Source organism: Emticicia sp. (assembly GCF_049241225.1).
GTDB lineage: Bacteria > Bacteroidota > Bacteroidia > Cytophagales > Spirosomataceae > Emticicia.
The window spans coordinates 6079-16447 of the sequence record NZ_JBMLRC010000053.1; the positions used below are offsets into that span (position 1 = coordinate 6079).

Annotated in this window: 7 protein-coding genes; 1 reads left to right on the forward strand and 6 read right to left on the reverse strand. The window is 41.4% G+C overall.

Annotation, left to right across the window (positions count from 1 at the left end; all coding sequences use genetic code 11):
• The 5 genes from ACOVO2_RS03610 to kduD all read right to left on the reverse strand — a co-directional run.
• A partial coding sequence (locus ACOVO2_RS03610) for a pectate lyase (protein WP_421768657.1) occupies positions 1-530 on the reverse strand: 530 nt, incomplete at its 3' end.
• Between the two features lie 201 nt (positions 531-731).
• A complete protein-coding gene (locus ACOVO2_RS03615) occupies positions 732-2525 on the reverse strand; it encodes a RagB/SusD family nutrient uptake outer membrane protein (protein WP_421768658.1) in 1794 nt (597 codons plus the stop codon).
• A gap of 146 nt (positions 2526-2671) precedes the next feature.
• Positions 2672-5872: a SusC/RagA family TonB-linked outer membrane protein gene (locus ACOVO2_RS03620; RefSeq protein ID WP_421768659.1), complete on the reverse strand. Its 3201-nt coding sequence runs from the start codon at positions 5870-5872 to the stop codon at positions 2672-2674.
• 153 nt (positions 5873-6025) lie between these two features.
• Positions 6026-6856, reverse strand: coding sequence for a 5-dehydro-4-deoxy-D-glucuronate isomerase (gene kduI, locus ACOVO2_RS03625; protein WP_421768660.1), 831 nt, complete (start codon positions 6854-6856; stop codon positions 6026-6028).
• A gap of 95 nt (positions 6857-6951) precedes the next feature.
• A complete protein-coding gene (gene kduD, locus ACOVO2_RS03630) occupies positions 6952-7707 on the reverse strand; it encodes a 2-dehydro-3-deoxy-D-gluconate 5-dehydrogenase KduD (protein ID WP_421768661.1) in 756 nt (251 codons plus the stop codon).
• 300 nt (positions 7708-8007) lie between these two features.
• Here kduD and ACOVO2_RS03635 point away from each other — a divergent pair, with 300 nt between their 5' ends.
• Complete coding sequence (locus ACOVO2_RS03635; RefSeq protein ID WP_421768662.1) at positions 8008-9024, forward strand: LacI family DNA-binding transcriptional regulator; 1017 nt, start codon at positions 8008-8010, stop codon at positions 9022-9024.
• A gap of 73 nt (positions 9025-9097) precedes the next feature.
• On the opposite strand, the gene ACOVO2_RS03640 is transcribed toward ACOVO2_RS03635, so the two are convergent.
• Positions 9098-10360 (reverse strand): replication-associated recombination protein A, encoded by a 1263-nt coding sequence (locus ACOVO2_RS03640; RefSeq protein ID WP_421768664.1) that lies wholly within the window; start codon positions 10358-10360, stop codon positions 9098-9100.
• Between the last annotated feature and the right edge of the window lie 9 nt (positions 10361-10369).

Below are 10369 nucleotides of genomic sequence, written 5' to 3' on the forward strand. Positions count from 1 at the left end.
GTTTTATCAATCGTTTCAAAATCATTTGTGCCTTCCGAAGCGTATTTCATTACCCACATTACATCAATCATGGCGTTATCGTTGTAGGTAATGTGTTTGCGATAACTGCTTGTGTCAGGGAAGAATTGTCCCCAGCCACCAGCAGGATTTTGTGCAGTAAGTAAGTACTTTATGCCATTTTCGGCGGCTTTTAAGTATTCGGGGTTGTTGGTTTTCTTGTAAGTCGAAACCAACGTTTTAATTTCGGTAGTAGTAGCTCGGTCGTCGATGCAAGCATCGAGTTTGTTTTTTTCTGATTTTAGTGTGGTTTTGAGTGTTTCAGAGAGTGTTTTTGAATAATCAATGGCATTGCCACCTGGTTGTGGCCAACCACCGTTGTTGCGTTGGTAAAGTAGCATTCGTTCGGCTACCGAATCTTTAGATATTACAACTGAAGTATTATCGGTGCTTGGCGAAACTATATTTGTTGCACGACAACCCAAAGCCGAAACAGCTAAGATAGACCCTAAAATGATTATTTTATATAGCATTGTCGTAAAAACTTGTTTTTTTGATTGAAGATTAAGCATTACTGATTGAAGATTATTGATGGTATTTTATTAATCGCAGTAGCGAACCTTCAACAATCTTCAATCAACAATTTGTAATCCTTAATCTTCAATAGAAAATTTGACCTACCGAGATGTAAGGAAAAGTTAAAAAATAAGACTCCCCTTTAGGGGGTGGGGGTATCAATACCCTGGATTTTGCTTCAATTTTCCTTGATAAGCATCAACTGTTGCTTGGTCGTAAGGGAAAAGCTCACTTTTACCTGTGGTGAAGAAACGAGCAATAGCTTGGTCAAGTGGTAAAGCATCAATTAGGTTTCCTGTTAGGTGTTGAGCCCAATCGAGTCTTGTCCAGCCTGTTGGAGCGGTAGTGCTTGTATTGGCACGATAGAATGAATTCAAGAATTGAAGTTCTTCTCCATTATTTCTCCAGAAAAGATACTGCGGAACATTTGCGTATGCTCCTCTTCTTGCTTTCATATCAGCAATTCTGGTACGAGTTTCGGCAATTTTCGTAGCCAATAAGTTCCAACGAATCAAGTCAAACTTGCGGATACCCTCGCCACCAAATTCTAAATAACGCTCATTGACAATTGCATCAAAAAAGGCATCTTTGGTTGTTGGAGTTCTACCAATAGCTGGGCTGTTTTTATTGGTAAATGCTCTTTTACGAACTTCTTCAAAAGCCGCAATTGCTGCCGCAGTTGGGTTTCCGTTGAGTTCGTTTTCGGCCTCAGCAAACATCAATAATACATCAGAGAAACGAATCATTGGCCAGTTATAACCTACGTTTAGGGCAGTTCCTGGCAACAATGGCACACGCCAGTCTTTTCTGAATTTACCATCGGTCAATTCGCCCAATCTTCTTGGCGATTTGATATTGGTAGCCGCAATGGCATAAAAAGTGGTTGATACGTCACGACGAGTATCGGTTGAGTCGAAAGCGTAGAAGTAGTTTGGTAGCACCAATAAACCACCACCACCAGTTCCGAAGCGTGAAGCGGCATTTACCGATGGGCCATTGTAGTTACCCATACGGCTATCAGAGTTTGAGTTTGAGCCACCTGCACCAACTTCAAAAATAATCTCTCCTTGTGGGTCATAAACAAACGAAGTGAGTTTTCTCCAAATATCTTCATAGCTCGGATTGAGCGTGTGTTCGCCTCTTTTAGCCATCAAATCGGCACATTCGTCACGAGCAATTTTGTAGTAGGTCAAATAATCGGCATTTCGCTCCATTTTACCGCTACTTCTGAGTGAGAAACCACCTCTAAACATCGCCAATTTTGCACGCAAAGCTTTTGCGGCTCCTTTGGTGATACGCTCATTTCTAGGACCTGCTTCGGTTCTCCACGGCAAAAGGTCTGCTGCTACTTTTAGGTCTTCGATAATTTTTGCATAAGTTTCGTCACGGTTGGCTTGTGGTAAAAACAAGTCGGTTTGTTTGTAGGCAGGCGTAAATGGAGCCGGTACATCGCCCCAGTTTCTTATCAACTCAAACAAAAATTGAGCTCTGAGTGTAAGTGCCTCGCCATGCAAGCGACGAAGTTCTTTTTTCTCAGCATCAGTTCCGTTATTGTAAAGTGCCATCTGCGGAATTTGTTCGATACAAAGATTGGCTTTTTCAACACCACGGTAGAGTTGCAAGAATGGATTGCGAAGTTCGGCATTGGTGAGTAATAATTGATAACGACCGATTCCACGACGACCGTTATCGATATTTCCCGAAACAATCATTTCGTCAGAGTCATACGGATAATACATATTGATACGGATTCCGTAGCCGTTATCGCCCATGAGTTCGTCATAGACACCAATAATTGCATTTGTAGCATTGGCTACATTCGAGAACGCATCAGAAATACTCACCTGCGATTTTGGCTGTACTTCCAAGAAATCCTTACAACCGCTGATTACCACGCTCGTCATCGAGAGTGATAAACCAAGAATTGTTATTTTTTTAAATATATTTTTCATTGTTAATAGCCCCCTAACCCCCGATGGGGGGACTTTGATTAATATGTTTAATTCATGCTTGGTGGGTGTTTAATTGAGCATGAATGTTTGTTTATGTTTCTTAGCTCTCTTTTCTCCTCCCCATTGGGGAGGTTGGGAGGGGCTTTTTAAAACGTTAGATTGATACCAGCTACCCAAGTTTTTGCACGAGGATAACCCGCAAAATCAACACCTTGTGTGAGTGGGTCAGAGCGACGAGTATTTACTTCTGGGTCATAGCCCGAATACTTCGTGAATGTCGCCAAGTTATTGACCGTTGCAAAAGCTCTCAATTTTGAAATCTTGATTTTTTTCAATACTGCGTTTGGCAATGAATAACCCAAAGTAATATTATTGATTCTCAAAAACGAACCATCTTCAACTGCCCACGAGTGTAACCAGTAGCGTTGTACACGCACAGGCGACCAAATAGTGGCATTAGCATTGATAGCTGCTAATTCGGTTGGGTCAGTTACAACTACACCTTTATCGTTGATATTTGTCCAGCGGTTTTCCATGAATTTGAGCATATTCAAACTCGGAAAAGCTCCGTCGGTCATTTCGATTTTATTGGCATTATAAATATCGTTTCCAACAACCCAGTTCACAAAAACACTCAAATCGAAGTCTTTGTAAGCTACTTGATTATTCAAACCACCGATAAATTTCGGGTTGGCGTTTCCGATTACCGTACGGTCTTTATCGGCCGTTACGAGGCCATCACCATCTAAGTCTTTCCATTTCAACATACCTGGTTGTGGTGTTCCGTAAACAGCGTTTACTGCAATACCTGGCTTCAAAGTATAGAATCCAGTCGGAGTTGTTGAGTTTGGATTATAGTTAAAATCTTCGATTTTGTAATAACCATCAGTTACGAAACCGTACATCAAACCTACTGGCTGACCAACTTTTACCAAGAAATCGTCAGTACCATCTGAGCCTTGCCAGCCAGAGTTACGAGTTAGCTGCGAAACTGTTCCGAGGCTAGTTACTGTATTTTTGTTATTCGAGATATTGAAGTTAGCATTCCAAGTCAAGTCTTTTTTCTTGATGATGTAGGCATTTAATTGTAATTCAACCCCTTGATTGGTGGTCGAGCCCAAGTTACGGATTTGAGAAGAATAGCCCGAAGTAGGAGGGATAGCCACCGCCAAAAGCAAATCTTGACCTTTATTTTTGTAAGCGTCGAGTGTCAATTGGAAACGATTATTCAAGAAAGATAAATCTAAACCAATATTTTGTGAAATATTCGACTCCCATCTGAGGTCAGGGTTGGCTAATGCTACTGGAGCATAACCTGGCAATACGTTGTGGTTGAGGGCATATTCACCCGTTACACCGTAGAGTTGTTGATAAAGCAAATCGCCGATACGGTTATTACCTGCCACACCATAACCTACTCTCAACTTACCATCCGTGATAAATTTATTTCCTTTCAAGAAGTTTTCTTCAGAGAAACGCCAAGCCAAAGTTCCCGATGGGAAAACCAATGCACCGTTTTGATAATTGAACTTTGAAGAACGGTCAGAACGCAACGAAACCGTAGCTAAATATTTGTCAGCATAACCATAAGTTACACGACCAAATAACGAGAATAAACGGTTGGGTGGAGTTTCGTTTGATGCTGGACGAGCCTGTGCTGCACCCGATGGTGGTGAACCAAGACCCATGTTGGCCAATGCTTGGTCGGCAGAAATATCAGCAGGGAAATAACGAGTTTCGATAGTAGTGCTGCGGGTTACTAATTGAAAAACCTCTTGGCCTACTAAAGCACTGAAATCGTGTACTTTATTGAATTTTTTAGTAAACTGAAGCGTGTTCGAGTTATTGATGGTTACGGCATTTCCTTGGAAAATCGAAGCTACTGGAAGCGAGGCAAAGTTGCGAGCTGTTCCTGTAATTTTACTGAAAAACTGGTTGTTTTTTGTGTCATTGTTGTCGATACCAATAGTTGATTTGAACACCAAGTTTTTCAAAATATTGTAGCTAAAATATCCGCTCAAGTTGATGGCCTTTGTGTATGCTTTGCGGTATTCGGCTTGCGTCATCAAGATTGGATTCACTAAGTTTCCTGAGGAAATATAAAGATTCTCGTCGAAATCATCTACTTCTGGATTTACCCCAATCAACAACGGACGGTATTGCACCGAGTGACGTAAACGGTTCGTAGATTTTGTTCCACTACCCGAAGTCCCTGCTCCGCTAATGACTTGGTCAGTGTAGCGAACATTGAAACCAACCTTGAGTTTGTCGCTGGCTTTGTGGTCCATTTTGAAAGTAGCCAAATAACGATTGAAACCCGATTCGAGCAATACACCTTGCTCTTGATTAGCAGTTAAGCTCAAGTTGTAGCTTGTGTTAGCATTTCCACCGTTTACAATTAAATTATGATTTTGGTATCCTGCTTGGCGGCCAAAAACCTCTTCTTGCCAGTCGATTGCATCAACGGTTTTATACTGATTGATGTTTTCCCAAGTACCATATTGGTTCGTAAAGCTTGTTTCGGCTGGAATATCGCCACGGCTTCTTTCGTATTGCCAACGTACGAAATCATACGGACTCATAACATCTAATTTTTTGAAAATTTCACGCACACCCGCCGAACCATTATAACTTACCGTAGTTTTGCCGCCTTTACCAGATTTTGTTGTGATAATAACCACACCATTGGCACCTCTTGCACCGTAAATGGCAGTTGAAGATGCATCTTTCAATACGTCAATTGTTTCGATATCTTGCGGAGAAATAAACGAAAGTGCGTTTTCTACCTGAATACCATCAACTACATAAATCGGAGAGTTATCTTGTGTGATTGAACCACCACCACGCACACGAATCTGAATATCAGCCCCTGGAGCACCTTCTGAGGTTGTTACTCGCACACCCGCCAAGCGGCCAGTGAGTGCTTCAGCTGCATTCGTAATCGGAATATCTTTGAGTTGTTTTGAACCAACCGACGATACCGAACTTGTGAGGTCACGACGGCTAACGCCATCACCGTAACCAATAGCTACCACCTCTACTTCGTTGAGGGTTTGCGTATCTTCGTCTAATTCGATTTCAAGATTAGTTTGGTTACCAATCGCAACCTCTTTGATTGCATAACCTATCAAACTAACAATTAAAGTTCCATTCTTTTTGTCGGCAGACAACGAGAATTCTCCTTTTGCATTTGTAGTAGTACCTGTTTTAGTACCTTTGAGCATAACTGATACGCTCGGCAAACCTTCACCCGTTTTGGAGTCTGTCACCTTACCCGAAATCTTTTGGGCTTGTGCCATCACTACCTGTACGGTCGTCAAGAGCAGTAGAATAAATAATTTTTTCATTGTAAAGTTAACAAAAGGTTTTTTTAGGTGATTTTTAAAAAATAGAGAAATAGAAAATCAAACTATTGGTTTTTTGACAAGTTTTGGGTGAATTTTAGGGCCAAAACCTGCCAAAATCAATAGCAAGTAATTGTATAGTAAATAAATAATAGGTTATCTTAGCTCATTAATGGCCACAAAATCCATATCGGCAAAAGATTGGTTTTCGCCTGCCATTCCCCAAATAAACGAATAATTAGTAGTACCGCATCCTGAGTGAATCGACCACGGAGGAGAAATAATAGCTTGATGATTGCTCACCCACAGATGACGAGTTTCTTGTGGTTGGCCCATCAAATGTAGCACGCCTTGCCCTTCTTGTACATCAAAATAACAGTAAACTTCCATACGGCGGTCGTGTGTGTGCGATGGCATCGTATTCCAAACACTTCCGTTTTGCAAAACAGTAAGGCCCATCACCAATTGGCAGCTTCTGATGCCGTCAAGGTGAATATATTTATAAATTGTACGCTGATTGGCCGTTTCTACCGCACCCATGTGGGCAGGCGAAGCAGCTTCTTTCGTCATTAATTGAGTTGGATATTCTTTGTGGGCAGGGCAAGAAAGAACAAAGAATTTAGCTGAGTTTTCGGCACTAATACTGCTAAAAGTGATGTCTTTTGCTCCTCTGCCTACGTACAAACAATCTAATTTGTTTACAAGATATTCTTGACCATCAACTGTTACTTTTCCATCGCCTGCTACGTTGATAATGCCCAACTCTCTTCTTTCAAGAAAATATTCCGATTTTAAATCTTCGTAAGTACCCAGCGTTAAAGTTTCGGTTGTTGGCATTACTCCGCCCAAAATCATGCGGTCGTAGTGCGAATAAGTCAGATGGATTTGGTTGGCAGTAAATAATGTTTCTACCAAAAAATTATTACGTAATTCGGCGGTGTTCATTCCTGCCGTTTCTTTTGGACTACTTTCGTATCTTGTTTGCATACCCCCATCCCCTAAAGGGGAGTTTTTTTTATTGTTAATTATATAATTCGTTCGTTTTGGTGTAATTTAAGCTCCCCTTTAGGGGCGGGGGGGTATTACCTCCCCATCCATCCGCCATCAACGGTCAAGATTGTTCCGTGTACGTAATCTGATGCCGATGATGCTAAAAACACGGCTGGACCTTTGAAATCTTGCGGCTCTCCCCAACGACCCGCCGGAATTCTGCCTAAAATCGAAGTGCTGCGTTCGGGGTCGTTTCTGAGTGCTTCGGTGTTGTCAGTAGCAATGTAGCCAGGAGCAATGGCATTCACGTTTACGCCTTTACCTGCCCACTCGTTGGCTAGTGCTTTTACTAAGCTACCGATTGCACCTTTGCTGGCGGCGTAGCCTGGTACGTTGATGCCTCCTTGGAAAGTCAACAACGAAGCCGTAAAGATGATTTTCCCTGAGCCACGAGCAATCATATCTCGCCCGATTTCACGGGCTAAAATAAATTGCGAATCAAGGTTGATAGTCATTACTCTATCCCAATATTCGTCCGAATGTTCGGCAGCGGGGTTTCGCATGATTGTGCCAGCATTATTGATTAGAATGTCAATTACAGGAAAATCGTTTTTCACTTTTCCAATAAATGCCTTGAGGCTGTCTCGGTCGCTGAAATCAGCTTGATAGGCTTTGAAGTTACGGCCAAGGGCGGTTACTTCTTGCTCGATTTCACTACCACTTAATTCGATACTTGCCGAAACCCCAATGATGTCGGCACCTGCTTCTGCTAAACCAATAGCTATACCTTTTCCGATGCCTTTATTGCACCCCGTTACGAGTGCGGTTTTCCCTTCTAAGCTAAACATGTATCGTTTTTGTTTTTTCTTGTATAATAATGACCAAAATATGTAAAATTCCTTGAAAAGTCTTTTATAGTATTTAATGTTGTTTATATTTGACTTTTCTAAGATGCAACAAGAAAATTTTATGAGCAAGTATTTCACCGACAATCTTTATGCAATCGTTATCGGGAACGTTGCCAAAAATTGGTTTTGAATTGTTCTGAATCAAATAAACTTTGATTTTTGTTTTTTATATACTATTTTTATGTGCATCTTGTGTAGAAATAGAAAGAGATAAAATTGTACTTTAATAAGATTTAAAGATTGGAAACCGTTACGATAAAAGACATTGCTAAAGCATTAAATCTCTCGACTTCGACCGTATCGAGGGCATTACGAGGAAGCTACGAAATCAATGCTGAAACGAAGAGATTGGTAATGGAATATGCCGAGAAAGTCAATTATTCGCCCAATCCGATTGCCCTAAGTTTAAAAGAAAATAAAAGTAGAGCCATTGGCGTAATTGTACCCGAAATCGCTAATCATTTCTTTTCGCAGGCCATTAATGGTATCGAAGATGTAGCCAATAAACGAGGTTATCATGTTGTTATTTTTCAAAGTCATGAATCGTACGAACGTGAGGTGACTAACATCCAGCATATTATTGCTCGAAAGGTCGATGGCTTGCTGATTTCGCTCTCTGGGCAAACCAATAATGTATCGCATCTGCAAGAAATTCAAGGGAAAAAGTTGCCTTTAGTATTATTTGATAGAGTTTCTGATAAAATAGATGCTCATAAAGTAGTGGCTGATAATTTTGATGGAGCATATAAAGCAACCGAGCATTTGATTTTATCGGGGCGTCGTCGGATTGCTCATATTACGAGTCCGTCGTTGTTATCAATCACCAAAGAGCGTTTGATGGGCTACCAAGCAGCCCTCGAAAAACACCAAATTCCGTACGACGAATCATTGGTAAAATATTGTGGATTTGAACCCGAAGAGGCAAAAAAGCTAATCTTTAATTTACTCAAGGAGCAGCAACCTGATGCTATCTTTACTACGAGTGATAGGCTGGCATTAGATTGTTTTTCGGCAGTAAAAGAGCAAGGCATTCTGATTCCTGAAGAACTTTCATTTATTGGTTTTACGAATCTGAAAGTAGCTCATTTATTAGCCCCTTCGTTGAGTACAATCGTGCAACCTGCCTTCGAGATTGGCCAAACCGCTGCCGAATTATTACTTGATTCGATAGAAAGAAAATCAAATTATTCGGAGCAACTCAAGACCATCAAAATTCCTACGGAAATGGTAGTTAGGAAGAGTTCGGATTTTCACTAATTACTTAATCTGAAATAATATCTTTTGTTGTCGGGGATGGTTCTGTTGATTGTGTACTATTGACTGCGGACTCCTAATACCCATACCACTCTGCCCACCAAGTTTGTAGCTGTCGTCTGATTTCGTTTTCACGGGCGTTGTTGCTTGGTTCGTAGAGTTTTGTGCCTTTTAGTTCATCGGGTAAAAAATTTTGTTTTGCAAAACTTCCTTCGTAATTGTGCGAATACTGGTAGTTTTTGCCGTAGCCAATTTGTTTCATGAGCTTAGTTGGGGCATTTCTAAGAGCCAGCGGAACGGATAAATGAGACGTTTTTTCTGCCAAAGCAATTGCGGCATCAATTGCCACGTAAGAAGCATTTGATTTGGGAGAAGTTGCCAAATAAATGGCCGTTTGCGAAAGAATAATTCTACATTCGGGATAACCAATTACCTTTACGGCTTGCATACAATTATTGGCCATAATCACGGCCGTCGGGTTGGCATTGCCAATATCTTCCGAAGCCAAAATCAACATTCTTCGGGCGATAAATTCGGGGTCTTCACCGGCCACAATCATGCGAGCCATCCAATAAAGTGCCGCATTTGGGTCAGAGCCTCGCAACGATTTGATAAATGCCGAAATAATATCATAATGTTGTTCGCCCGATTTATCGTAGCGAGCAATGTTTCGTTGGGCAACTTCTTCTACCAAATCATCGTTAATGATAATCTCGGCATCGGGTGGATACGAAAAAGTTATCAATTCTAGCAGATTCAAGAGCTTTCTCCCATCGCCGCCCGAAACCCGCATGAGTGCATCATACGACTCTACTTTGATGTTTTTTTCTTTCAAAACCAGATCTTCACGCAAAGCCCTGTCGGTTAGTTCTTTGAGCTCTTTTTGTCCGAAACCCTCCAAAATATAGACTTGACACCGAGAAAGTACGGCACTATTGAGTTCAAAAGATGGGTTTTCGGTCGTTGCTCCAATGAGTGTGATTTGTCCTTTTTCAACGGCTGCGAGTAGCGAATCTTGTTGAGATTTATTGTAGCGATGTATCTCGTCGATAAACACAATAGGAGGGAAGAGCCCCGAAGCTTTGCTGATAACTTCACGCAATTCTTTCACACCCGAACTCACGGCATTGAGTTGATGAAACTGGCGTTTGGTGGCTTCGGCAATGAGCAAAGCAAGTGTAGTTTTGCCAGTGCCTGGTGGTCCCCACAAAATCATCGACGGCACAAGATTGGCCTCAATGGCAGTGCGAAGAGGTTTGTTTTTACCTAAAATATGTTCTTGCCCGATGTATTCATCTAATTTCTTGGGGCGTAATCTTTCGGCGAGTGGGGCTGACATATTTTGGGT

What these genes read in the sequence shown, in the direction of transcription:
- ACOVO2_RS03615 (WP_421768658.1), bottom strand. Translation starts at nt 2,525, where the DNA reads ATGAAAAATATATTTAAAAAAATAACAATTCTTGGTTTATCACTCTCG.
- ACOVO2_RS03620 (WP_421768659.1), bottom strand. Translation starts at nt 5,872, where the DNA reads ATGAAAAAATTATTTATTCTACTGCTCTTGACGACCGTACAGGTAGTG.
- kduI (WP_421768660.1), bottom strand. Translation starts at nt 6,856, where the DNA reads ATGCAAACAAGATACGAAAGTAGTCCAAAAGAAACGGCAGGAATGAAC.
- kduD (WP_421768661.1), bottom strand. Translation starts at nt 7,707, where the DNA reads ATGTTTAGCTTAGAAGGGAAAACCGCACTCGTAACGGGGTGCAATAAA.
- ACOVO2_RS03640 (WP_421768664.1), bottom strand. Translation starts at nt 10,360, where the DNA reads ATGTCAGCCCCACTCGCCGAAAGATTACGCCCCAAGAAATTAGATGAA.